Source organism: Peribacillus cavernae (assembly GCF_003989135.1).
GTDB lineage: Bacteria > Bacillota > Bacilli > Bacillales > DSM-1321 > Peribacillus > Peribacillus cavernae.
This window is the reverse complement of sequence record NZ_RYZZ01000007.1, coordinates 640684-664527: the sequence shown is the minus strand read 5'-3', so window position 1 is coordinate 664527 and position 23844 is coordinate 640684. Positions and strand designations below refer to the sequence as shown.

Below are 23844 nucleotides of genomic sequence, written 5' to 3'. Positions count from 1 at the left end.
TTCGTTGTATATTATTGAAGAATCCCTAGCTCTTTGCCTGCTTTTCCAAAGGCATCGAGTGCCTGCTGTAATTCCTGTTTTGAATGCTGGGCGGTAACGATCGTCCGAACTCTTGCCATTCCTTTGGCAACTGTCGGGAATGCGATTCCCTGTGCAAAGACGCCAAATGCGAGAAGTTTATCGGAAAATTGATGCGAAAGCACCTCATCTCCTACGATCACTGGTGTTATCGGTGTTTCGCTTTTCCCTGTGTGAAAGCCAAGATCCTCTAGCCCTTGCTTAAAGAATCTAGTATTCTCCCAGAGCCTGTCAATCAACTCAGGTTCTTCGAGGAGAACATCTATCGCTTCGATGCATGCCATTGTGACAGCGGGCGGATGGGAGGTGCTGAACAAAAACGGACGTCCCTTATGTATCAAGTAATCAATTAAAGTTTGTGTACTTGCTACATAGCCTCCCAGAACACCGATGGCCTTACTTAAGGTGCCAACCTGGATATGGACTCTTCCGTCGAGGCCGAAATGATTGACGGTTCCACGGCCGTTTTTTCCTAACACACCAGAAGCATGGGCATCATCAATCATTATCAGCGCATCATATTTTTCAGCCAGTTCGACAATTTGCGGCAGCGGTGCGATATTCCCATCCATTGAAAATACTCCGTCGCTTACGATCAGGCGTTTCCGGTACGTTTGGGTTTCCCTCAGCACTTCCTCAAGCGACTTCATATCGACATGTTTGTAAACCTTGCGCCCAGCTTTTGTCAGACGGATGCCATCGATAATGGAGGCATGATTCAATTCATCGGAAATGACGACATCCTCCGGTGAGAGAATCGCAGAAAGAACACCCTGATTCGTCGTAAAACCTGATTGAAAGACAAGCGATGCCTCCGTATGTTTAAATCCAGCAAGTTTTTTTTCAAGCTGTTCATGCATGGCCAGAGTACCGGCAATCGTCCGGACCGATCCCGTTCCAACTCCGTACTTTTCTACCGCCTCCAGTGCGGCCCGGCGTAAACGCGGATGAGAAGTCAGGCCAAGATAATTGTTTGATGAAAGCTGGATTACCTCTTTTCCATTGATGATTACCTTTGAACCCTGTTCCGACTCGAGTGGTATCAGCCGGCGAAACGTTCCCGCCTTCTGCATTGCCTCTAATTCTTCCTGTAAATACTCAAAGCCTTTCACTCTATCTCCTCCTCGTAAAATTGAGATGCACTATCTTAATATGTTCAACAGCCAAGCGGTAATCCCTTTCTTTGTTTAGGGCTGCAGGACGACTTTTCCGCACGCTCCCTTGATCATTAAGTCAAAGCCCTTCTCAAATTCTTCAAGCGGCAGGTGATGGGTGATCACCGGCCTGACATCCACCTGTCCAGAGGCCAAAAGGCTGGATACTTGCTGCCATGTTTTGAACATCTGCCTTCCAGTGATGCCTTGGACAGTAATCCCTTTAAAAACAATATCGTCGGTAATATTGATTTCGACTGGCTTGACCGGCAGACTTAGAATCGATACACGGCCCCCGTTTGTAACCATTTTGAAACCCTTGTTTATCGCTGTCGGATGGCCGCTCATTTCGCATACAACATCGACGCCGTTTCCACCTGCAAGGTTCTCGACAACCTGTAAAGGATCATCATGTTTGGAATTTACCAAAGTGGCAGCACCCATTTGTTTGGCTAATTGAAGACGGTAATCATTGACATCGATAGCGATGACCCCGGCAGCCCCCGCAGCTTTTGCTACACCGACAGCGAGGATTCCGATAGGCCCGCAGCCAATGACGGCCACTGTTTTACCAACGACATCTCCCGCAAGCACCGTGTGGACTGCATTCCCCATTGGCTCTTGAATCGACGCCACATCATAAGGCATATCCTTTGGGTTCTTCCATAGGTTCCCTGCCGGTAAGGCTACATACTCTGCAAAACATCCTTGAGTGTCGACACCAATGATTTGTGTATTTTTGCAAATATGGTACTGCCCTGTTAAACATTGCGGACATGTTCCGCATACAATGTGGGTCTCCGCAGAAACATAATCCCCTGTTTTCACACTCGTAACCTTTGAACCTATCTCTACGACTTCCCCTGAGAACTCATGTCCGAACACATACGGAGGATTGACTCTGCCCTGTGACCATCCATCCCAAGCATAGATATGGACATCCGTACCGCAAATAGAGGTTGCTTTAACCTTTATTAACACCTCATCTTCCTTTATTTTTGGTATGTTGACACTTTGCAGCTCTGCACCGTAGCCCCGATGATGTTTTACAAGCGCTTTCATTTTTCCGTCCAACATGTACACTCTCCCTCAAACGAATTGAGTTTATTCCTGTTATAATCGTATTCTAACATTCTTAAAAAATGTTTGTAAATATCACTGTACTCCCCCTATGTACAACTGGTTACAGCCGGAATATTTTTTTAAAAAGAATAAACCCGGCAGCACTCGATCACTTTAAGATGCTCCGGGGTTCCATGGGTACAGTATTTATTTAACGGGATCGGAACGCTTGGGCAGCCATTTTTTCAAATAAGGAGGAAGCCCGCCTGTTTCAGTCATGGTTGCATGTCCTGCATCAAGGAGCTGATACTTTTTATCTCTGCTTGACACAAGATCCATCACTGGACGAATCATTTCTTCGGGGACTAATCTGTCATGCATGCTGCAAGTAACCAGCAGATTGGCGGTGATGTTCTGAAGATCCCCACTCCTTCCTTTTATGTTTAACCCGCCATTGACGAGTTTGTTTTTTCTGCCCAGGTCTTCCATAAGCTGTTTTAAAGCGGCCCCTGCAAACGGGATGTGGCCATTCGACCATGTGTTAAATCTTCTCCATCTTTCCACATAGGCTTTATCATCAGCTTTATTGAGCAGTGACAAATAATGCGAAAAATACAGAGGCGAGGTTGTTAGCCGTATGCCAGCTTGGATGAAATCTGCCGGAACAGTTCCATATACATCAATAAGTTCATCGAAATTCACATTGCCTTTTTTTATCTCCGCTGCCCATTGATCAAAAGTCGGCATCCCGCTAAAGTCGATAGGTGTCACCGAAAGGATCAGGTTTTTTACCGGTTCATCGGCAATTGCTGTATACATGGCTGCAAGCGTCCCTCCCAAACAAAAGCCCATCACGGTGATTTCCAAAGCTTTAGAATGCCTTAGTGCACGCTGAACCCCTTTTTCGATATAATCGGTCAGATAATCATCGATGGACGTACCGCTGTCTTCATAGCCAGGGATGCCAAAATCAAGCAGATATACTTGAAAACCTTCATTTACCAGCGCTTCTATTATGCTTTCGCCCGGTGCCAAATCAAGTATTGTCGGCTTGTTTACCAGGGAGTATATCAAAAAAATCGGAACGTTGTACTTTTTTTCGACAGGCGGATAGTACCAAAGTACAGATTTGTTTTTCTTCCATACCGCTTCTCTTGCTGTCATTCCGATCTCTGGAAGAGGTTGCTTCCATATATTCAAAAAATGCTCCCATTTGGAAGAATCCTTTTTAAATCGATCATCCTTTTCTAGATTTGCCATTGTCTTTCCCCCAGCTTGGAAGACGGGTTTTTTGGGTTTTGTAAGCTATCCCTTAGGTATGCAATAAATAGACTGGAAACTTTTTTCTTTTTCTCGTTTACCCGTTTTGCCGCGTATGGCCGATTGCTAGAAGCTCGATTGTTCCGCGCAGTGCTCGTGTTATCGTAAGGTGAATCGCCCGTATTTTTTCCTTTTTTCGTCTTCTGTTTAAGTTCTTCTATTTCATTAATTAGGTAGAAAAGCTTTTCATCCATATCATCGATTTTTTCTTCAATTTGAATCGACAGTTTCGCCACATTGGCCACGTCTTTTTTAGTTGGAATGTTGAAGGGTACGGACAATTTTTCAACTGAGTCTTGGATTTTTTTTACTTTATGCGCAATTACTTGCGAATGTTGTGCTGCGCTTTGAATATACTCCTTCTTGTTCAGCAATTCCTGGATTTTTTGGTTCATTTGCTGTTCTTTTTTCGACCCAAGCAGTTTTAGCTTTTGATAAGGATCCTTACGGGATTTGTTAGGCATATTATCATTCCTTTCTTTGCATGGTTAGATTCATGCTGAAATAGCTTGTTTGTTTTGAACTTCTGTATATTATAGACCGGCATTACACTTGTGGTGATTGAATTGGTCTGAACGCCCTCGCCTGTTTTGAGGTTACTTTTACTCAATAGGTGTAAGCTACGAGGTTTTTAGACAGAGGAAGATCAGAAGAAAATTCAAAGGATATATATTCAATTTGCAACTGCACAATGGTTGTGTATTTATGCATTCATTTGGTAATTTATTCTGTGTTAACGGCAAAAAGGGCCAGCTCCATTTTTGAGCCTGACCCTTTTTACATAAATCGTCGTTTTACATGAATTCAGCAGCCAGTCTATCGAAGCTTTCCTGTGAAAGTTTGAGGTCTGTTTTGTTTAAGGCTTCTTGTGCATAACCAGGAATCATTTCCTGGTAGGACTGTCGTTCATTGTTTTGATAGATGATGCCTGTGACAAGGCCGTCATGCTCCATGATCGTTTGCATCGCCATTTCACGGTTGGTGTGATCGTAGCCTTCAATTGTGTTCAATTTCGTTAAGTTTTGCTTAAACCAGTCATACGTATTCACTTTATTGTATGTTACACATGGGCTGAATACATTGATAAAAGAAAAGCCTTTGTGCTGGATGCCGGCTTCAATGATTGCTGTAAGGTCTTTAAGGTCCGTGGAGAAACTTTGCGCTGCAAAGGTTGCCCCCGCAGACAACGCCAATTCCATTGGGGATATCGCTTGCTCGATTGATCCCTGAGGGGTTGACTTCGTTTTAAAACCGGCCGCTGAACGAGGGGAAGTTTGTCCCTTTGTCAAGCCATAAATCTGATTGTCCATGACAATGTAAGTGAGATCGATATTGCGGCGGATAGAATGGATGGTATGGCCCATCCCAATTGCGAAACCGTCGCCGTCACCGCCTGATGCAATGACTGTCAACTCTCTGTTTGCCATTTTCACACCCTGGGCGATCGGAAGGCAACGGCCGTGGATTCCATGGAATCCGTAAGACTTAATATAACCTGAAATGCGTCCGGAACAGCCGATACCGGAGACTACAGCCAGTTCTTCCGGTTCAAGGCCGACATTGGCTGCTGCACGCTGAATCGCAGCCTGTACCGAGAAGTCGCCGCATCCAGGACACCAGTTAGGTTTTATATTATTACGAAACTCTTTAAATGTTGCCAATTTGGAACAACTCCTTGCATTGTGAATGGATTTCGTGCGGCAGGAATGGGTTCCCGTCATATTTAAGAATGCTCTTTATTTTATTTACGTGACCGGCATTCATTTTCAGTATGTTTGCTAATTGTCCTGTTGCATTGTTTTCAATCACTACCACTTTCTTAGCAGATTCCACCAATGGAAGGATTTCCTCAGTCGGGAATGGATGGATTAAGCGGATGTGCGCATGGTTCACCTTGATTCCATCTGCTTCCAAGCGGCCAAGCGCTTCTTCAATCACACCCCGTGTGGAAATGAAGCCGACAATCAAAAGATCAGGTTCAGCATGCGGCGTATTTTTATACACCGGTGTCTTAAATGTAATGCCATTGATTTTGCGCATACGCTTATCCATTTGGATTATGCGGTTTCCGGCTGATTCGGAAGGTTTGCCGGTTTCATCATGTTCCACACCTGTAACATGGAAAATCCCATTTTTTGTTCCAGGCAATACACGTGGGGAAATGCCATCTTCTGTCACTTCATAGCGCTTGAAATAGTCGCCGTTTCCAGCTTCAGGCAGTTCATCCGTCACCAATTTTCCGCGTCTGATTTCAATCTTGCTGTTATCCAGCGGCTGGACAGTCTGTTTGCCAAGCGACAACTGCAGATCTGAAAGGACGATAACGGGACATTGATATTCCTCGGCAAGGTTAAACGCTTCAGCCGTATCATAGAATGCCTCCTCGACTGTACTTGGAGCCATGACAATCTTCGGGATCTCCCCATGTGTTCCGTAAATCATCGCCATAAGGTCAGACTGTTCCTGCTTTGTAGGCAGCCCTGTAGACGGACCGCCGCGTTGTGTATCTACAATAACAAGCGGTGTTTCGGTAATGCCTGAAAGGCCGATTGCTTCCATTTTCAAGGATAGGCCGGGCCCTGCAGAAGCAGTAAGCGCACGGACTCCGCCGTAGTTTGCGCCAATTGCCATCGTAGCAGCTGCGATTTCATCCTCGGTCTGGATGACAGTCCCGCCGACAGCAGGAAGCTTCTTGATTAAATATTCCATGATTTCGGAAGCAGGAGTGATTGGGTAAGCAGCCATAAAGCGGCATCCGCCTGCTATGGCACCCAGTGCGATGGCATCATTTCCGATCATGAATAAGCGTTTTTGGCCATCCGCATTTTCCAGTTTCATAGCTCCGACTCTTTCGCCAAGCTTGTCAGTCATATATTCATAGCCTGCTTTAATGGCATCCATGTTCTTCTGGACTATCTGTTCCCCTTTGCGGCCAAAGATTTCCTCGACCACTTCACTGAACACATTGACATCCAATTCAAGAACGGAACAGGTTGCACCTACAGCTACCATGTTCTTCATCAGAGATGTTCCAAGTTCAGCAGCCATTTCCGTAAATGGCACAGCGTACAACTTCGCCGTCGTATCCTCAGGGCACACAGGCTTAAATTTGGCGTCAGCGATGATGATTCCACCGTCGTGAAGCTCTTTATAGTTGACATCGATCGTCTCCTGGTCGAATGCAACAAGAATATCCAGATCATCAGAAATAGAACGTGTTTGTGTCGTGCTTACACGAATCTTGTTGTTCGTATGCCCTCCTTTAATACGAGATGAGAAATGACGGTATCCATACAAGTAGTAGCCTAGCCTGTTGAGGGCAATACTGAAAATTTCCCCCGTACTTTCAATACCTTCCCCTTGTTGTCCGCCAACTTTCCACGAAAGTTGATTGATCATGATTTACACCCCTTTAGATACGGTTAAGTTAATAATCTAAAATAATATGATTGCTACAACTCTCTCAATAAACAGAACCATCCTGATATGTATTGTATAAATATACACTCATTTATAGGAAAGGTGTACTAAACGTTTTCAATTCTAGCCCTAAACCCCCAAAAAAGCAAGCTTTTGAAGACACTTTTTTGTATATTTTGATAATTTGCAAGAATATATTTATTTTTTATGATTTTTCATCACTTTTGGTGAGTTGACAGTAGAAAAGAAAACATTTAAGAATTCCTGGCAATAATTTTAGAGTGTACAGGTAAAACTTATCAAGAACAGGCGTCCTGGCCCCTCCTTCTTCAGCATGATGGTGGATGATAGTTGGTGGAAAGGAAGCTGAAGAAGGAGTTCTTGTAGGCCCTAAATCTAGCGAACTAAATGCCGGAATTGTGCTTAAGTCACAAACAATGGTGAAGAGACTTTTTTATTTTTGGGGAATCTTGCAGCAAAATTATCAAACAAAATGCCCTGAATAAAATCTGCAGGGTAATGCTTATGCAATTCATTAATCAAGTTACTATAATCCCTGTAGGAAGAAATGTTTTGTACCATTTGATCGTTTCCGTCGAAGTCCGATCCGAAGCCGATCTGCCGCCCTCCTCCAAGATTCGCGATATAATCGATTTGCTTTATGACATCGCTTATATTCGCTACAGGCTTCTCCGTTAAAAATTGCGGAACAAAGGTCACGCCTACTACGCCATTTTTCTTAAGCAAGGCTTTAATCTGATCATCTTTAAGATTACGGGGATGCCGGCAAAGCCGATGAACATTAGAGTGCGATGCAATTGGATAATCCGCTAACTCGATGACATCCCAGAACGCCTTTTCAGATAAGTGGGAGACATCACACCAGATATGATGCTGATTCAATGTTTTCACGACATTTTTACCAAAACCGGTCAGTCCGCCCGCGCGTTTTTCCATTGCTCCATCTGCGAGCCGATTGGCGAAGTTCCATGTCAGGCCAACGGACGTGACACCTAGTCTAAGCAATGTTTTTAATTTCAATAAGTCGCCGCCGATACAATCACAGCCTTCTAACGTTAAAACGGCCCCGATTTCCTCTTCTTTGAGCGCTTCGATATCTTTTTGGGCAGTTACCAGCTTCATCCCTGGCATCGTCAAGACTTTTTCATAGAAAATATCAACCATAGAAAGTGCCGCTATGAATCTCATATCAGGATGGACTGCCTCAGGGACATATATCGCAAAGCATTGAACATTGCCGCTTGTTTCTTGAAGAGATTGATAGGTAATCTGCAGTTTTTCACTGTCTAAAAAAGAGATGTTCGGATCGAGAAACAGTTTCATCAATACATCACAATGGGCGTCGAAGATTTTCATTTTTCTCCTCCTATTCTGTCAGTATCGGCCATGAGACTCATCCATGCCGCTTGCATTTTTCACTTCATAAAAAAAAGATCCTGCTTGCAGATGCAAACAGGAATATAGTATCACACTCTACTTATCTTGGCTCTACGATAAGTTTAATGGCTGTTCTTTCCTCTCCATCAATCTGAATATCTGTAAAGGCAGGAATACAAATCAAGTCCACTCCACTAGGTGCGACAAACCCTCTTGCAATTGCTACTGCCTTAACGGCCTGATTTAACGCACCAGCACCTATTGCCTGGATTTCTGCGGCGCCTCTTTCCCTTAATACGCCCGCCAGTGCGCCTGCTACAGAATTAGGATTAGATTTTGCTGAAACCTTTAATATTTCCATCCCTAGTCCTCCTTGTTTTCCCCTTACCCATTGGATGTATCGTTCAATAGGTATATCTCTTTTCATTGCTACTATATTCAGAAAAAAAAACGGGTATGACAAATAGTTTTGTTAAAAACCCGTTTCCAGAAATGAGAATGTCTTATTCGAACAATAGGTATATAGGGACTGATATCGCTTCAGGAGGATAGCCAAGGAATATGCTTACATATAAAATGGATGATCATCATTAATAAGGATCCGTTCGATTTTTTTGGAATGGCCTGTTTTCTCATCAATGTCGATAATAACGGCACTTATTATCGTCCGGCCGGATTTAGGCACTTCAAAACGGACAGGTAAACTTGTTAAGAACCGGTGGATGACCGCTTCCCGTTCCATGCCCAAGATCCCGTCGTACGGCCCGGTCATGCCTACATCAGTCAGATAAGCGGTTCCGTTCGGAAGGATCCGATCATCAGCTGTCTGGACATGTGTATGGGTACCGACAACCGCCGATACTTTCCCGTCGAGATACCATCCGATTGCCTGCTTTTCACTTGTTGCTTCTCCATGAAAATCCACGAAAATGATCGGCGTCCGTTTCTTTGCCTCCCGGACAAGCTGATCTGCCTTTATGAAAGGACAGTCGAGCGACGGCATAAACGTTCGGGCCTGGAGATTGATGACCGCAATTTCAAGCTGATTCCATTTTAGAAATTTCAAGCCTTCTCCAGGTGTGCCAGCGGGAAAGTTAGCCGGACGCACGAGATATTTCGCATTCCCAATAAACTCAAAGACATCACGGTTGTCCCATGCATGGTTGCCCAGCGTGACTGCCTGTGCGCCCCATTCAAGAAACTCCCGGTATATTTTTTCGGTAATCCCCCGGCCGCCGGCTGCATTTTCACCGTTGACCACAGTTATATGGGGGCGGTACTTTTCTTTTATTTTCGGAAGGTACTCTTTCAGCATGTCCCTTCCTGGTGATCCAACTACATCTCCGATAAAAAGCAATTTCATACTAAAATCCTTTCCAGTTATACAGCATTTTTTACTGATGGCAAGGAGGGCTCTCTTGACCCTCATGGTAATTTCCATATGCATTGTAGCACAAATCTTTCTTGAAGGGCGTGATGTACTGCCGTTTTCCTTTGGAAATACGACGCATAAAAAAAAGCAAAGTGGTGATACCACCACTTTACTTTGCGTACTCAACGGCTCTCGTTTCACGGATGACCGTTACTTTTATATGTCCTGGATAATCCAGTTCTTCTTCAATGCGTTTCCGGATATCCCTTGCTAGGCGATGAGATTCAAGATCATCGATTTGTTCAGGTTTGACCATAATCCGCACTTCACGTCCGGCTTGAATCGCAAAGGACTTTTCAACGCCGTCGTATGATTCGGAAATCTCCTCAAGCTTCTCAAGTCTTCTGATATAATTTTCAAGTGTTTCACTGCGTGCGCCCGGCCTTGCTGCAGAAAGTGCATCCGCCGCTGCAACGAGCACGGCAATCACGGAAGTAGGTTCTGTATCGCCATGGTGGGAAGCAATACTGTTGATTACAACAGGATGTTCTTTGTATTTAGTTGCCAATTCGACCCCGATCTCGACATGGCTGCCTTCCACTTCATGGTCGATTGCTTTCCCAATGTCGTGAAGCAATCCGGCCCGGCGTGCGAGCGTTTCATCCTCACCAAGCTCCGCTGCCAGCAATCCAGATAACTGCGCGACTTCCATCGAATGTTTTAAAACGTTTTGGCCGTAGCTTGTACGGAACTTCAAGCGGCCGAGAATTTTAATAAGATCTGGATGGAGCCCGTGAACCCCTACCTCGAAAGTTGTTTGCTCACCTATTTCGCGAATATGCTCATCCACTTCGCGGCGGGCTTTATCAACCATTTCTTCAATGCGGGCAGGATGGATCCTGCCGTCCTGTACCAGCTTTTCAAGTGCTAAGCGGGCGGTTTCCCGTCTAATTGGATCGAATCCGGAGAGAATAACAGCCTCCGGTGTATCATCAATAATAAGATCGATACCGGTAAGGGTTTCAAGGGTTCGAATGTTTCGCCCTTCTCGCCCAATAATTCGTCCTTTCATTTCATCGTTTGGCAGGTTAACTACAGAAACGGTTGTTTCCGCAACATGATCTGCCGCACAGCGCTGGATCGCAAGGGAAAGTACTTCCTTCGCTTTCTTGTCAGCTTCTTCTTTCGCGCGATTCTCGCTTTCTTTAATCATAACCGCGATATCATGGGCCAACTCTTTTTCAATCCGGTCCGTAATGATAGCTTTCGCTTCTTCACGGGTTAAACCGGAAACACGCTCGAGTTCAGTTTGCTGCTTGCGAACCATCTCGTCCACTTTGCTTTCCGTCTCTTCAATATGCTGTTGTCTTTGGTTCAGAGAATCTTCCTTTTTCTCCAAAAGTATTTCACGTTTATCTAACGTTTCATCTTTACGGTCAAGGTTCTCTTCTTTTTGCAATAATCGATTTTCTTGTTTTTGTAATTCATTTCTTCGTTCACGCACTTCACGTTCAGCTTCGGAACGAATCTTATGAATTTCATCCTTTGCTTCCAACAGGGCTTCTTTTTTGGCAGCCTCCGCTTCACGTCTTGCATCCTCAAGGATATGTTCAGCCGAGTTTTTAGCCCCTGCTATTTTGTTTTGAGAAACAGACTTACTCACAAAATAGCCAACAACTGCACCGACGATTAGGCCAAGCAAAATGGAGATGATTACTGTAATGGGTCCCATCGTTTCACCTCCCCTTGCTATGAACTTGTTCTAAAAAGTAGGTCTGTCGGCATGTACATTGTACATAACTTCAATATACAGCACTTAGCTTTTCAAAATTTTAGTTTGAAAAAATGTAAAATATACATACTAATTGTATAGGTGTGATTTTTCATTGTCAAGGGGTTGACCTGCACAGCATTATTAATGTTTCTGCCTTGGTATTCTTTACACCCGACTGCTGAACAAAAGCGCAAGCGCCTTGTTCAGCCCCGACAAGCATAAGACAAGCAGCTGTATGGGGAGCGGTTTTCTTCCCATCAGATGATTGGCTTATGACCTCGAGGGGCTAGGCGCTGGAGCTGGATGCAGATAACCAAATTTAAGTTATCCACATAAAATTCAATCTATATGGTTTCCTATACAACAAAAAAAGGGCGGGAAGTACTACTGCCCGGCCCTTCATGCTTCTGTTAATCAATCAGCTCTAATTCTTCCTTATCTTCAGCTTCTTCAAGAGCAATATGATCTCCATCCAAATTGTGATGATCACGAATCTTCTGCATAATCTCTAAACGAAGCGCTTCGTTTTCTTTTAAGAACAGCTTCGAATTTTCACGTCCCTGTCCAAGGCGGTCACCGTTGTATGAATACCATGAACCGCTTTTTTGGATAATATCCAATTCAGAACCCATGTCGATAATTTCACCTTCACGTGAAATCCCTTCTCCGTACATAATATCTACTTCAGCAACACGGAAAGGAGGTGCGACTTTGTTCTTTACGACTTTGATTTTCGTTTTGTTGCCGACAACGTCATTTCCCTGCTTTAATTGCTCAGCACGGCGGACTTCAAGACGGACGGAAGAATAGTTGGGTAGGAACCAGACGCTTTGCCACATTGCTGCGGTAAGTTTTCCAGAACCCCCCACCGAACCGTACATGTAAGTTTCCAAACATACGGCTCTCCAGTTACTACTAAATCTTTTCAAACACTCTAATCTAATTCACCGTTGTGCAATCTGCGATGACAATTCCTTTTGGAGTCTACACCGCAAAGAACGATTGTTTTTCTTTGTCGAGCAATCATGTGACGTTCCCACTCTTTCTTGCCCTTCAAGTCTTTTAATTTCTTTACATGATGGACTTCAAAAGGGCCGTCAATGTCACCGCACCACTCGCACTTGTTTGCTTGTAAACGTTTAATTAGACCGTTCCTTCCCCACATTGCGGTGTTTGGGAATATATCTACATTTTCCATTTCCTCAGGTTTGAATATTTCTTTTGCAAAAGATATTTCGTCTCTTTGGAAAATCGGTACGAACTTTTCAATACCTTTCTTGTTTGTAAACGTAACACCCCATATTCCATTTCTGAAATATTTCTTACTACCTGATTCGGTTTTCATGCTCATTAGTTTACTGACTTTAGTCCTGTACTTTCCTGCAAGAGTTTTTTGGAAGCTCCATTGAAATATAAAGTGTGCATTGCCTAACTTGTCTTTAACATTAAACGCAAATTTGTAATATTGATATAGACCTCGATACTCTGCATTATATGCATGGACAATTTCCAGTTCATCACAATTTAGAAGTCTCGGTTTGTGCAATGCTTTCCACTTGCCGTTTTTAATCTTCATATAATTGTTCTTTACCATGAAGTTTTCCATCACATCAAATGGAAGCGAAAGTTTTACGCTGTTCACCCCTGTTCGAGCGAGAACCAGTCTATCACCAAATTTTCTTCTTTGGATTAACTTATCATCATCTATGAAGATGTCGTATCCCAAGAATCTAATTTTATTACGCCAATGTGTTATTAATGTCTTTTCTTGACTTAAATCAAGTCGCAGACTTTCTTGTAGGTAATTGGTTAATCGACTCTTTATAGTTTCTGCTTCTTCCTTTGTGCCTATTATTCCAATCACGAAATCATCCGCATATCTGACATATTTCATTCTTCTGTAACCATTATCTAACTGTTCATAGCTTGGAAGGCTTTGTTGAAGTTTCTTGGTCCCTTTAATTTCTTTGATTAATTTCTTTCTTTCCTCTTTGCTTGGTTCTCTTAATTTCCTATTCAGTTTATATATTTTGCCTCTAAGCCGTTTAACTACTGCGTCAGTGTCTATTACCTTTAGTTCGGGTTTGCTATCTACATAATTTCGCAATTCTTGTTTCAAATCAGCGATTTTTGCTTCAATAACTACCCTCTCTCCGGGTTCCACTTTTTCCAGTAGTTTTCTTTTGTCTCCGACTTTTTCACTCAATGTTTTATAAGCCTTATTAACTTTCCTCTTTTCTCCTTTGTTAAACTGGTTCATGAAATTTTCCATGTATTTGTCTAATTCGTTGAGATAGATGTTAGATAAAATCGGGCTTATTATTCCGCCTTGCGGTGTACCTGAATAGGTGTTTACAAATCTGAAATCTTCGAGATACCCTGCTTTTAGAAATTTGGAAATTAATCTTAGGAACTTTTCGTCTTTAATTCGTTTTCTTAACAGATTCAGGAGAATTTCATGGTCAATATTATCGAAGAATCCTTTAATGTCTCCTTCAATCCACCATTTAATTCCCGTAAAATTTCGTTTAATTTGCATTAGAGCCGTATGACAACTTTTCCTTTTTCTAAATCCATGAGAATCTATGGAAAAGTTTCTTTCATATATTGCTTCCAAGATACTTCTGATTACTTCTTGAACAAGTTTGTCATCGAATGACGGGATTCCCAATGGTCTTTGTTTACCATCTTTCTTTGGAATATACACACGTCTTGCAGGATTCGGTTGATAGCTTTCATCTTTTAGCTTTTCGATTAATCTTTCGATTCTTCGTACGCTGAATCCATCTATCGTCTGACCGTCAGTTCCTTCTGTCATGTTACCTTCTTTTGCATATAATTTCTCATATGCTTTCAGGTAGAAGTCAGTATTATACAAGTTTCGGTATAGCTTTTCGTACATGTAGCTATTATTATTTGAGTGTTGTCCAAGACTTTCTAAAACCAAGTCAGGATTTCTCATGGTCTCACACCATATCCTTTCCATATGTTTTAGGCTTCGTAACCTGTTCTCCTTCGCTCTCGTGTATTTTATCCTCTATGGTTATCACTAACTATATATTAACGGTACACGATACAAACGCTACTATGAGAACTCCGTTGCCATATAAAGCATTTTAGTATCAGTCATTCCAGACTATACTTTATCTGTTCGAAATATCTAAGCTACCAGATTTTGATGAGATGAGACATTGTAGTTAGACTTATTTCAATAACAGAAACTTTACTTAGGCAATCATAGGTTATCTCACATGATATAATGTATTTTCTTCGGTTAGGTTCCTTTTTCGTTGTTTTCCCTCTTACTGAGGTTGAGGGAGATGTATCCTTTAGCTAACACGCAAATTTTAAACGTGCAACATCATCTCCAAATACCAATGATAGCCATATCGTTAGGTATTCTCTGCCCTTATTAGACTCTCCAACTGAGGTTCAAGCAGTATAGCCTTAACCGTACGAAGATTTTTCCGTTTCGCCATTCATCTGGATTCGTTATGGCTCGAATCGATTATGACTTTTCAACCATGCTGTGGTCGCCCGTCCCTTTCGGTTAGGGGTAAGGTTGCTAACGGTAGCACTTAGGACTGTACTATCTGTTTCTCAACAGCAATACCATGTGTGACACGTTTTGATGTAGACATCAAAACTTCCTATCGCACAAATTTAAGCGCACGTCCTCCCGGAGTCGTTTCCGGGTTTCCGAACATAATACCTATTTTTTCACGAATCTGGTTAATAAAGATCGCAATTGTATTTGATTTATTGATGGCACCCGAAAGCTTTCTGAGGGCCTGTGACATCAACCTTGCCTGAAGGCCCACGTGGGAATCCCCCATCTCTCCTTCAATCTCTGCTTTAGGCACCAGGGCCGCCACGGAGTCGATGACAATAATATCCACCGCACCGCTTCGAACTAAGGCTTCCGCAATTTCAAGCGCCTGCTCTCCAGTATCGGGTTGTGAAAGCAGCAATTCATCAATGTTAACGCCTAAGTTTTGGGCATAGGTCGGGTCGAGCGAATGCTCAACGTCGATAAATGCCGCCTGTCCGCCTTGAGCCTGGACTTCCGCAATTGCATGCAATGAAACCGTTGTTTTCCCGGAACTCTCAGGGCCATATATCTCGATAATTCTTCCGCGCGGATATCCGCCCACTCCAAGCGCAATATCCAGTGTAACAGAGCCGCTTGACACAGTTGAAACTCTCCGGTCTGATTGTTCTCCGAGCTTCATGATGGATCCCTTGCCGAATTGCTTTTCAATTTGCTTTAATGCCATTTCTAACGCCGCTTGACGATCACTCACGGGGGTTCCTCCTCCTCTATGTTCAACTAATCGGTAGGTCCGATTAAACGATAGACAAATGAATCGATTTTAAGTTGTCTCATCTCAAAACCTATTTCTACTATATACTTTTTTCTTCCGTTTGCCAAGCAAATAGTCGAACATTCATTCGTTTTTTTATTGACGGTTTTCCCGCGAGTTTCTCGCTTTCTTCCAGGCAAATTGCTTTTTTATAGGTACTGTTAGCAATGAAATGTTCATTTCCGGATTAATCTGTCTATTTCCTGAACAGCACGCAACAGGGCCGATGTCCAACATCGGCCCTGTTGCAAATTATTCAATTAATTGACGGAGAAGATAATGGCAGCCGTATTTCACGCTGCGAATCCGGTTTTGCGCCCGGCTCCCGGAAAGATTTAGCCGTTCCGCCTTCGATTCTTGATTACGGAACGCCATACCAATAAATACCGTACCGACAGGCATGCCTTCCTGTTCATCAGGACCTGCTACTCCTGTAAAGCTGATGCCAACATCTGCATCAAGAAGATCCCGGACATTTTCCGCCATTTCAATCGCGCATTGGCCGCTGACAACCCCATACTCGTCAATCGTTTTATCACTGATCTTCAGTAGGTTTGCTTTCGTGTCATTTGTATAGGAAACAATACCGCCTTTGAAGATTTTACCCGCACCCGGAATGGAAGTCAGTTGTTCCTGGAACATGCCCCCGGTCAAGCTTTCGGCACCGGCAATCGTCAAATTCCGGACAGTCAGCTCTTTCACAAGCTCCTTAATCAAGGAAGTCTCGTTGCTTCCATAATAGTATTCACCAACACGGCTGATGATTTCCGTTTCAACTTCGGCTATCATTGCCTCGCATTTTTCCCGTGAAGAGTCCTTGGCCGTGATCCTAAGTGTGACTTCCCCATCTCCTGCAAGAGGAGCAATTGTCGGATTGGCCTGTTTCTCAAGCAGATCTTCAATCTTCGTTTCGAGAAGGGATTCACCGATCCCAAAAAAGCGAAGCACTTTAGATTCGATTCTTTCATGGGTTTCCAGCTTTTTCATGATGCTGTCAAAACCGTAGCTTAGAAACATCGGCTCCATTTCTTTCGGAGGTCCGGGGAGCAGCATATAAGTAATGCCCTTTATCGTAGTGACCATTCCAGGGGCCATTCCGTGATCATTTGGCAACACTTCCGACCCTTCCAAGATAAGCGCCTGTTTTTTATTGTTTTCAGTCATTTCAGCTCCTGTTTTGCTGAAATATGCTTTAATGGAATCCAAAGCTTCTTCATCGGAAACAAGCTTCCTGCCAAGGTGAGAGGAAATCGTTTCCTTTGTGAGATCATCCTTTGTCGGGCCCAGTCCCCCGGTAAATACAATCAAATTCGCACGGGATTCAGCAGTTTCAAGCGCTAATGTAAGGCGGCTTTCATTGTCTCCCACCACGGTATGATAAAAAACGTTAACGCCCATTTCGGCAAATTGCTGTGATAAAAACTTTGCATTCGTATTGACGATTTGTCCAAGCAGCAGTTCTGATCCGACTGCGATAATTTCCGCATCCAACGCTTACCCCTCCATTCGGTTTACTTGGAATTTTTGAAGGCTTCCTTGTTTTTCGCAAAATAATCCCATCCCGACCAGACAGTAAAGAATAAAGCAATCCATAGTGCTAGATTGGCAAACGGGAAGGAGATGAAGAAAAATGGAAAGTTATGCAGCAACAATGCTGATATCGCGACAATTTGGGCCCAGGTCTTGATTTTCCCAAGCATATTGGCTGCCACGACCTCACCGGTGCCGGCCAGGACAAGACGCAAGCCAGTCACCGCAAATTCACGGCTGATGATGACGATAACAATCCACGATTGGCCATAAACCAGTTCAAGATCGACCAACACGATCAAAGCCGCTGAAACAAGCAGCTTATCGGCCAATGGATCCAGGAATTTCCCTAGGTTAGTGACTAGATTCAACTTCCGGGCATAATACCCATCGATCCAATCGGTTGTTGAAGCAATAATAAATAGCAAGGCTCCGATAAGATGGGCAATCGGGATTGTTTCATTACCGATTTGCCATTCTCCCCAGTCAAAGGGAACAAGCATGATGATTAAAAATAAAGGAATTAGAAAAATTCTCGATATGGTTATTTTATTAGGCAGATTCATAGGCGATAACCTCCAGAGATTCGTACAGGCATGTACGTAATGAGAAATGAAGAAAGAGAAAATAGTCACCATAAAGATGACTATTGGGCTTTAGCAAACTGAATGGTCACATTCTGGGTAACCGTTTGAACAGGAGAAATCGAATATTCCAGTTTCTCTCCATTTACAAATATGTCGGTATCAGCTGCATTCCCAATAATGAGTACTGCCGCTGTTTCATTCGTAAAGTTGATTTCCTGGCTCTGACTTCTGTTAAGAGTTCCCTGGTAGAAAGATTTTCCGCTTCCATTTTTGATGTTTACCCAGGTTGAACCCGAAGATGAAACCTTCAAAGTGAATTTGTCAGCGTTCTTTAATTGATAGGTGCTGTTTTTGCCGCTTGTACTTACGGATGTAAGCTCTTGTTTCACTATTGCAGGTTCTTTTGTTACTTGTTTCTGTTCTTTTTGTTTTTCTGGTTGTTCTTTTTTGGCGGGCTCTTCCCCCTTCTTTTCATTCTTTAAAGGGGAGTTTTTGCTTTCCCCATAGTTTACCGTTTCACTGCCGATATCATCCTTCGGCTTGTCCTGGGATGTATTGACATTCTTCGCGATTAAGACATAAATTAACACAACGGTACCAATTATGAAAAGGCCGACAAGTATTTTGGGAAGTAAATCGATAAATTTAGAATCTCTTGAAGGAACGATCTTCCTTGATTGGACCCTGGAAAGCTGATTCGGAAGGTCTTCATTATAAACAACCGGAACATCGCTTTTGTACTGTTCGAAAATCTCTTCAGGATCAAGGCCTACAGCCTCGCAGTATTGCTTAATAAAAGCACGTACATAAAACTTTCCGGGCATCATATCGTACTTGCCTTCTTCAATACCAGTCAAGTAGCGTTTCTGTATTTTCGTTACACGCTGTAAATCATCCAAACTCATGCCCTTTGCTTCACGGGCTTCTTTAAGTCTATTTCCCAATTCAGTCAAATAAAACACCTGCCATTTTAAAAATCAAAAGAGCCAAAATCTGAAGCAGCAAATTGATCATTTTGCTCTACAACTTCATATGTAATTTCCTCATCAGGATTATTCCTGAGTTCAATGATATAATCAAAGTCATCCAGCGTATACTCCGTGTTTTGTACGAAAACATCCGGATGTTCGACAACCTTTACCGAATTTAACCTCATAATTTCACGAACGAGCTGCCAGTGGCGTTCATTGGCCCTGCGTGTAGAAACTATCCCGTCGAGTATGAATAAATTATCGTCGCTGTATTCATCCTCAATCAGCTGGCTGCGTATCGTTTGTTTCAGCAAAGTCGAAGAAACAAACAGCCACCGTTTATTGGCACAGACACTCGCGGCAACGACCGATTCTGTTTTACCGACCCGCGGCATGCCACGGATGCCGATTAATTTGTGGCCCTCCTGCTTGAACAGTTCAGCCATAAAATCGACGAGGAGACCAAGTTCATCCCTGACGAACCTGAATGTCTTTTTGTCATCCGCATCCCGTTGGATATACCGGCCATGCCGGACCGCAAGGATATCACGAAGCTTCGGTTCGCGCAGTTTAATCACTGTTATCGTATCCATCGTACGGAGGATCGATTCAAAACGCTCAATATTCCTGCTGTCCGTAGTCAATAGCAGCATACCGCGCCGTCCTTCATCCACACCATTTATTGTCACTATATTAATAGAGAGCATACCTAACAAGGAAGAAATATCGCCTAATAATCCCGGGCGGTTTTTTTGAATTTCATATTCAAAATACCACTCTTTATTTTCCACCACAACCACTCCTTCTAAGCGACAAAATCCGGCACTTTTTGACACTGAAGATAACACTCTGTATATGCAGGAAAACTCCGGCATTTCTTGTCTAGAATCTATCATATAGCATTTTATAGTAAGTTAAAAGAAAAATCCTTTTAAAAATGCTTAAATAAAAATCCCCTTCCGCCAAATGGAAGGGGCCTTTAAAACATAAATATTATTGTCCGCCGTTATTTTCGACTAATTTTACCATTACGCTGGCAATGGAATGCTTTTCTTCATCAGACGCCACCGACCAAAGATCAGCAAGCACTCTTTCCTGATCATTTTTTGGATCGACCTGTTTAGCAAGGTAATCGCCGATTTCAAATGCTAAATCATTAACAGAGTTTTGGGAAAGACCCTGATGCTCTCCCTGTTGCAGTCTGTCGCCTAAAAAGTTTTTCCATTGATCCCAATTATCCAATACAGACATTTATGATCATCCTTTCCTTTAAAATGGTACATCCATATTTTGCGATGGAAAGGCAGTATTTATACAATAATTTTAAGCAATCTCATGTATCAGCTATACCAGCCCCCATTTACCCCAAGTATTTGCCCTGTAATATAAGAGGCTTTATCGGATAATAAGTAGGCCACGGCGTCAGCCACTTCCTCGGGAACACCAACCCTGCCCATTGGAATATCCGCCTTTATCAGCTCCAGTTCATCTTCACTAAATGATTCTAACATCACGGTAGAAATAGCACCTGGGGAAACCCCGTTGACCCGGATTCCACTTAAAGACAATTCTTTGCTCAATGCTTTAATAAACGCATTTTGCCCGCCTTTTACCATGGAATAAAGCACTTCAAAAGAAGCCCCTGTCTCCCCCCAAATCGAAGTAACTGCAACTATTGCACTATTTTCCTGAAACTTGAGCTTTGGCAAAAGTTCTTTTGTTAACAAAAACGGAGAAGTAACATGAAGCTGGACCATCTGGTCAACAATCGCTTCGTCCATATCTGTGATCAAGCCGTAGTAACTATTCCCGCTGTTCAATACGATTGCTGCAAGCGAAAATATATTTTCAGAAAGCTTCTTATAACCATCTTTTTCCCCCAAATCAGCCTGGATTGGAATCAGCTCGATGTCAAATGGCGAAAGCTCTGATAGTAGTTGATCAATCGCTTTTTCATTTCTATTGTAATGCAAATATAAAGAATACTTCTCCTGTGCCAGCTTTAAGGCAATGGCCCGTCCGATTCCTCCACTTGCTCCGGTAATAAGGGCAAAACGTTTTCCCATCCGCTTGCTCCTCCTTTATATTGTGGTATCTCTAGGTGAAACTCTGTGTAAAAACCTTGCCTTAATCCGGCAAGGTTTTTACGGATGATTATTTTGGCAATACTTGACAAACGGTGATTCGTTCTTCATCTATCAAACCTACAGCCGCTTGTTTAACGTCGTTATGGGTAATCTGTTCAAGAATAGGGACTACCTCGAATAGATCCATATCGTTAAAAGCGTATCGGGTAAATTGGTTGGCAATGTATTCCGGTGAATTCAAGGCACGAAGAAACGTCCCGATTTTTTTCTTTATCGTCCTGCTGACGCTTTCTTCGGTGATGCCTGCGCCGGATTTGGCCTTCAGCAATATCTGCTTCAGGTTTTCGGTTAACTCATCGGGCCGGGCGGAATCTCCGCCGATTAAGGCAAAGCCAAAACCCTGTTCTTGCGTGAAATCATAGGAAAAGGATTGATCAATAAACCCTTCTGAATACAAGTCTTCATACAAGTCAGAGCTTTTTCCAAAAAGAACTTCAAGCAGGATGTTAGCCGCAAGTTCTGCTTTCAGCATTTCAGGGCCGGACAAGTGAACATCTGTCGCTTTTATCCCGACCATTACTTTTGGTGTTTGTACATTCATTTTCAAAATTTGACTTTTCTTTGCCACAGCTGCTTGTTCTGTCTCAAACCGCCTTTCGATTGCCGGCAGCTCCTTGTATTCCTTGCTGTTTTGGTTGTTCCGGATTAACTCCATCGTCTGATCCGGATCTACCGGTCCGACGATGAACAAAAGCATATTGCTTGGATGATAGAACGTTTCATAACATTCGTAGAGCATATCCTTGTTTATTCCTGCAATCGATTCCACCGTGCCGGCAATATCGATTTTCACTGGATGATTTTGATACATATTCTCGATGCAGCCAAAGTAGAGGCGCCAATCTGCATTGTCATCGTACATATTGATTTCCTGGCCAATGATTCCCTTTTCTTTTTCAACTGTTTTTTCCGAAAAATACGGCTCCTGGACAAAATCAATTAATGTTGTCAGGTTTTTTTCGAAATCAAAAGTGCTGGAAAACAGATACGCAGTCCTAGTAAAAGAGGTGAAGGCATTGGCAGAAGCTCCCTGTTTGCTGAATTGCTGAAATACGTCTCCATCCTCTTTTTCGAACAATTTATGTTCCAAGAAGTGGGCGATTCCGTCGGGAACCTTTACGAATCCTTCTTTAGTGAGCGGCTTAAAATGATTATCGACAGAGCCATATTTTGTCGTAAATGTTGCAAATGATTTGTTAAATCCCTTTTTCGGCAAGATATACACTTGTAAACCATTCTCCATCTTCTCATGAAACAATTCTTCCTGCAGCTGACCAAACGGAATTTTCTCCATTATTCCTGCACCTCCGTTCCAGTTAGGAAATAAATCGTGTCACATTCAATCTTCTCGCCAACCTTGACAATTTCTTCTTTGGTTGTTCTTTCAGTTCTTTCCAGCCATTCATCGAGGGGGACACTGTTTCTTGATATGACATTATGATACAGGATTTCAATCAAGCCCCGTGCGACATCGATCGTTTCTAATATCTGGTTCTTCACAACTGCCTTTGTCTGGGACAGTTCCTCCTCTGTAAAATTCCCCTGTTTCATTTCCTTCATTTGTTGGCGGATAATCTCTAGTGCCTGCCCGTAATTCTTATTTTCGATTCCGGACATGACCATCAGCAATCCTTTATGGCTTTCGATCCGGGAAGAAGCATAGTAGGCAAGGCTGGCTTTTTCACGTACATTAATAAAAAGCTTTGAGTGAGAAAATCCGCCAAAAATCCCATTAAAAAGCTGCAGTGCATAGTAGTCAGGATCTCCGTACAGGATATTGGTACGGTATCCAATGTTCAATTTCCCTTGTTTTAGATCCTGCTGTTCAGTCACTTCTTTCTCTTTTTCGACCTTTTTCTGAACAGGTGTTATTTTCTTGGGTTGTCTTTCCTTGAGGCTTATATACGTATCGGCCAGTTCTTCCACTTCAGCTCCATTGACATCTCCAATAATGTAAAAGTCAATTTCATCTTCGAAGAGCGCTTTTTGATAATAAGTGTATAAAAGCTCAGGAGTGATTTCATCTAAATCACCCTCATTCCCCATCGGTTCCAGTGCGTACGGTTCACCCTGGCACATTTCTTCAACGAGACGCTGGGTGGAAAAGCGCATTTTATCATCGTATATCGATTGAATCCGCTGTTTTAAAGACCGTTTTTCTTTTAACACCGTATTGGCAGCAAATGCTCCCCCCTCTGTTTTAGGTTGGAAAACGACCGCCATCAGCAGTTCAAAGCCTTTCGAAAGCAAAGGGGTTGGGTCGGAAAGGAATTTCTCGTTGGCAATTTCCATCGTAAAACTGATAACTTGATATTCTCCTTTTTTCGCCACATCGACATAAAGGCTGGCCCCGTATAAATCGTCCAGATAAGAGCGTAATTCCGTGGAAGTCTGGTGCGTTTTTGTGGTACTCTGCAAAACATACGGCAGCAGCGATCTGTAGGTAACTGTTTCAGTGGTTAAAGGTGCTTTCATTTTAAAGACCAGGGTGTTGGTTTTATACTTTTCTGTTTTTACGATATGAAGATTATAGCCCGGTCTGGCTTTCACGATATCCGAAGCAATCGCCATTCAAATGTCCTCCTTGTTTAATAAACTAATGTCATTAGCCATATTGTTTGTAGAATGGGAACCTTTTAAACATGTACCACGAAAAACCAAAGCGCA

18 protein-coding genes and 3 pseudogenes are annotated in these 23844 nt (G+C 42.9%); all 21 read right to left on the bottom strand.

Annotation, left to right across the window (positions count from 1 at the left end):
- Positions 1–11: 11 nt before the first annotated feature.
- The 21 genes and pseudogenes from ELQ35_RS09330 to yfmF all read right to left on the bottom strand — a co-directional run bounded on the left by ELQ35_RS09330 (position 12) and on the right by yfmF (position 23748).
- Entirely contained in the window at positions 12–1190 is a 1179-nt protein-coding gene (locus tag ELQ35_RS09330; protein ID WP_126864545.1) for a glycine C-acetyltransferase, read from the bottom strand.
- 75 nt (positions 1191–1265) lie between these two features.
- Entirely contained in the window at positions 1266–2306 is a 1041-nt protein-coding gene (tdh, locus tag ELQ35_RS09325) for an L-threonine 3-dehydrogenase (RefSeq protein ID WP_185861714.1), read from the bottom strand.
- Between the two features lie 195 nt (positions 2307–2501).
- The gene (locus ELQ35_RS09320) at positions 2502–3554 is read right to left on the bottom strand and encodes an alpha/beta fold hydrolase (protein ID WP_126864544.1); all 1053 of its coding nucleotides are present in this window, start codon (positions 3552–3554) and stop codon (positions 2502–2504) included.
- On the bottom strand, positions 3542–4078 hold the full coding sequence (locus ELQ35_RS09315) for a hypothetical protein (RefSeq protein WP_126864543.1): 537 nt from the start codon (positions 4076–4078) through the stop codon (positions 3542–3544). The genes ELQ35_RS09320 and ELQ35_RS09315 overlap by 13 nt, the downstream gene beginning before the upstream one ends.
- A gap of 330 nt (positions 4079–4408) precedes the next feature.
- Positions 4409–5275 (bottom strand): 2-oxoacid:ferredoxin oxidoreductase subunit beta, encoded by an 867-nt coding sequence (locus ELQ35_RS09310; RefSeq protein WP_126864542.1) that lies wholly within the window; start codon positions 5273–5275, stop codon positions 4409–4411.
- On the bottom strand, positions 5262–7013 hold the full coding sequence (locus ELQ35_RS09305; RefSeq protein ID WP_126864541.1) for a 2-oxoacid:acceptor oxidoreductase subunit alpha: 1752 nt from the start codon (positions 7011–7013) through the stop codon (positions 5262–5264). Before ELQ35_RS09305 ends, ELQ35_RS09310 begins: the two co-directional genes overlap by 14 nt.
- A 444-nt stretch (positions 7014–7457) precedes the next feature.
- Positions 7458–8411: a dipeptidase gene (locus ELQ35_RS09300; RefSeq protein ID WP_126864540.1), complete on the bottom strand. Its 954-nt coding sequence runs from the start codon at positions 8409–8411 to the stop codon at positions 7458–7460.
- 121 nt (positions 8412–8532) lie between these two features.
- Positions 8533–8793: a stage V sporulation protein SpoVS gene (spoVS, locus tag ELQ35_RS09295; protein ID WP_003181955.1), complete on the bottom strand. Its 261-nt coding sequence runs from the start codon at positions 8791–8793 to the stop codon at positions 8533–8535.
- Between the two features lie 204 nt (positions 8794–8997).
- Positions 8998–9795, bottom strand: coding sequence for a TIGR00282 family metallophosphoesterase (locus tag ELQ35_RS09290; RefSeq protein ID WP_126864539.1), 798 nt, complete (start codon positions 9793–9795; stop codon positions 8998–9000).
- Positions 9796–9973: 178 nt separating this feature from the next.
- On the bottom strand, positions 9974–11536 hold the full coding sequence (gene rny, locus ELQ35_RS09285) for a ribonuclease Y (RefSeq protein WP_126864538.1): 1563 nt from the start codon (positions 11534–11536) through the stop codon (positions 9974–9976).
- 452 nt (positions 11537–11988) lie between these two features.
- Positions 11989–12387: pseudogene (locus ELQ35_RS09280) on the bottom strand (recombinase RecA); the annotation flags it as partial.
- 191 nt (positions 12388–12578) lie between these two features.
- A pseudogene (locus ELQ35_RS09275) lies at positions 12579–14540 on the bottom strand (reverse transcriptase/maturase family protein); the annotation flags it as partial.
- Between the two features lie 697 nt (positions 14541–15237).
- Positions 15238–15882: pseudogene (gene recA, locus ELQ35_RS09270) on the bottom strand (recombinase RecA); the annotation flags it as partial.
- A 312-nt stretch (positions 15883–16194) separates the two neighbouring features.
- Complete coding sequence (locus ELQ35_RS09265) at positions 16195–17433, bottom strand: competence/damage-inducible protein A (RefSeq protein ID WP_126864536.1); 1239 nt, start codon at positions 17431–17433, stop codon at positions 16195–16197.
- 20 nt (positions 17434–17453) lie between these two features.
- Complete coding sequence (pgsA, locus tag ELQ35_RS09260) at positions 17454–18038, bottom strand: CDP-diacylglycerol--glycerol-3-phosphate 3-phosphatidyltransferase (protein ID WP_126864535.1); 585 nt, start codon at positions 18036–18038, stop codon at positions 17454–17456.
- A gap of 80 nt (positions 18039–18118) precedes the next feature.
- Positions 18119–19021 carry a helix-turn-helix domain-containing protein gene (locus ELQ35_RS09255; RefSeq protein ID WP_307363456.1) on the bottom strand — a complete coding sequence of 301 codons (903 nt, stop codon included), beginning with the start codon at positions 19019–19021 and terminating at the stop codon, positions 18119–18121.
- Positions 19022–19029: 8 nt separating this feature from the next.
- Positions 19030–19821 (bottom strand): YmfK family protein, encoded by a 792-nt coding sequence (locus ELQ35_RS09250; protein ID WP_126864533.1) that lies wholly within the window; start codon positions 19819–19821, stop codon positions 19030–19032.
- A gap of 202 nt (positions 19822–20023) precedes the next feature.
- Positions 20024–20281: a DUF3243 domain-containing protein gene (locus ELQ35_RS09245; protein WP_126864532.1), complete on the bottom strand. Its 258-nt coding sequence runs from the start codon at positions 20279–20281 to the stop codon at positions 20024–20026.
- 89 nt (positions 20282–20370) lie between these two features.
- On the bottom strand, positions 20371–21096 hold the full coding sequence (gene ymfI, locus ELQ35_RS09240) for an elongation factor P 5-aminopentanone reductase (RefSeq protein ID WP_126864531.1): 726 nt from the start codon (positions 21094–21096) through the stop codon (positions 20371–20373).
- An 88-nt stretch (positions 21097–21184) separates the two neighbouring features.
- Complete coding sequence (gene yfmH / locus ELQ35_RS09235; protein WP_126864530.1) at positions 21185–22471, bottom strand: EF-P 5-aminopentanol modification-associated protein YfmH; 1287 nt, start codon at positions 22469–22471, stop codon at positions 21185–21187.
- Positions 22471–23748: an EF-P 5-aminopentanol modification-associated protein YfmF gene (gene yfmF / locus ELQ35_RS09230; protein ID WP_126864529.1), complete on the bottom strand. Its 1278-nt coding sequence runs from the start codon at positions 23746–23748 to the stop codon at positions 22471–22473. The genes yfmH and yfmF overlap by 1 nt, the downstream gene beginning before the upstream one ends.
- Positions 23749–23844 lie beyond the last annotated feature (96 nt).